At 61.7% G+C, this 1424-nt stretch carries 2 protein-coding genes and 1 pseudogene; all 3 read left to right on the top strand.

What is annotated here, in order from left to right; translation table 11 throughout:
• Window positions 1-309 (top strand): annotated as a pseudogene (locus EOA60_RS32815) (uridine monophosphate kinase); the annotation flags it as partial.
• Between the two features lie 88 nt (window positions 310-397).
• Entirely contained in the window at window positions 398-952 is a 555-nt protein-coding gene (gene frr / locus EOA60_RS32810) for a ribosome recycling factor (RefSeq protein ID WP_127334979.1), read from the top strand.
• Between the two features lie 32 nt (window positions 953-984).
• Window positions 985-1424, top strand: a 440-nt coding sequence (gene uppS / locus EOA60_RS32805) for a polyprenyl diphosphate synthase (protein WP_128312611.1), incomplete at its 3' end; no start/stop codon positions are given.

The raw sequence follows: 1424 nt of genomic DNA, 5'->3' as shown, positions 1-1424 counted from the left end.
CCGTTCTTCACCACCGATTCGGCCGCAGCGCTGCGCGCCGCCGAGATCGGCGCCGACGCGCTGTTCAAGGGCACGCAGGTCGATGGCGTCTATTCGGCCGACCCGAAGGAGGATCCGGAGGCGGTGCGCTTCGACCGCATAAGTCATGCCGAAGTCATCAAACGCGGGCTTACGATCATGGATACGGCCGCGATTGCACTTGCGCGTGAAAACAACATTCCGATAATCGTCTATTCGATCCACGAAAAAGGTGGTTTCGGCGAAATTCTAAGAGGCGGCGGCCGTTGCACCATCGTCGCGGACAATTGACTGGGGCCGAAGACGGCTGAATGATCGCCGGTCCGGTCGAGATTAGAAGACAAGCATTGAACCCGGCGAACGGGTCGAGGAGATGATCATGAGTGGCGAGTACGACGATCTCAAGCGGCGCATGGACGGGGCGATCGCGGCCTTCAAGCACGATCTCGCTTCGCTGCGCACCGGCCGCGCTTCCAGCAACCTGCTCGACGCCGTGCAGGTCCATGCCTATGGCACGACGATGCCCATCAATCAGGTGGCCAACGTCACGGTTCCGGAGCCGCGGATGATTTCGGTATCGGTTTGGGACAAATCGATGGTGAGCGCCGTCGACCGCGCTATCCGCGAGGCCAATCTTGGCTTCAATCCGATCGTCGACGGCACCAATCTGAGGATTGCTTTGCCCGAACTCAACGAGCAGCGCCGCAAGGAACTGGTCAAGATCTCGCACGGCTATGCGGAGAACGCCCGCGTCGCGGTTCGCCATGTCCGTCGCGACGGCATGGATTTCCTCAAAAAGGCGGAAAAGGACGGCACGATCAGCGAAGACGATCATCGCAAGCGCTCCGACCAGGTTCAGAAGCTGACCGATGAGATGATCAGCACCATCGATCACCTGCTTTCCGATAAGGAAGCTGAAATCATGCAGGTTTAGGGTCGGTTTCTCACCGGCTCGAAAGCGAGACCATGACAACCCCCGCGCATGTCGCGATCATCATGGACGGAAACGGACGCTGGGCCAAGGCGCGCGGCATGCCGAGGCTCGCCGGCCACCGCGCCGGCGTCGAAGCCTTGCGCAAGACGGTGCGCGCCGCGCCAGAGCTCGGCATCTCCTATCTGACGGTCTACGCCTTCTCCTCTGAAAACTGGTCGCGGCCGAAGTCCGAGGTCAGCGACCTGATGGGCCTCCTGAAGCTCTTCATCCGCCGGGATCTCGCCGAGCTGCATCAAAACGGCGTGCGGGTGAGGGTGATCGGCGACAGGGAGGGGCTGCAGCCGGACATCAGAGGCCTGCTGCAGGAGGCCGAATCGCTGACCGCAGGCAATGAGGCGCTGACCCTGGTCATCGCCTTCAACTATGGTGGGCGCGATGAGATCGTGCGCACCGCGCGCAAGCTCGCCGATGC

The sequence above is a fragment of the Mesorhizobium sp. M1A.F.Ca.IN.020.06.1.1 genome (genome assembly GCF_004023265.1).
Taxonomy (GTDB): Bacteria; Pseudomonadota; Alphaproteobacteria; order Rhizobiales; family Rhizobiaceae; genus Mesorhizobium.
This window is presented reverse-complemented; position numbering and strand designations above follow the sequence as displayed.

Bases quoted from the DNA above. Each gene is read 5' to 3' on its own strand.
- frr (WP_127334979.1), top strand. From the start codon at position 398: ATGAGTGGCGAGTACGACGATCTCAAGCGGCGCATGGACGGGGCGATC.